Origin of the sequence: Wenyingzhuangia sp. 2_MG-2023 (genome assembly GCF_030548295.1) — a bacterium.
Classification (GTDB): domain Bacteria; phylum Bacteroidota; class Bacteroidia; order Flavobacteriales; family Flavobacteriaceae; genus Wenyingzhuangia.
In genome coordinates, this window is sequence record NZ_JAUOSB010000093.1 from 1 (window position 1) to 309 (window position 309).

The window sequence follows — 309 nt, forward strand, 5'->3', positions numbered from 1 at the left end:
AAAAGTCGTTGCCCAAAACATTAGCAGACGAGATTCAGAAAAAGAAACAAAACCGTTTAAAAGAAAATGGTTAACTCTATGTTTTGGGATTAGTAAACAAGCTTTCTATAAACGCTTGAAAAATCATCAAAAGCAACTTCATAACGAACAGATTATCATCAAACTTGTAAAACAGTGTCGTAAGAAAATTGGACAGTTTTTAGGAGCTAAAAAACTGTATCATCAACTCAATAATGAGTTCAAAAAACTTGGTATTAAAATAGGTAGAGATAAGTTCTTTACCCTACTTAAAAACCATAAACTACTGAT

Annotated in this window: 1 pseudogene; it reads left to right on the forward strand. The window is 30.4% G+C overall.

The annotated features are described in order from the left end of the window. Positions 1-309, forward strand: a pseudogene (locus tag Q4548_RS16785) (hypothetical protein); the annotation flags it as partial.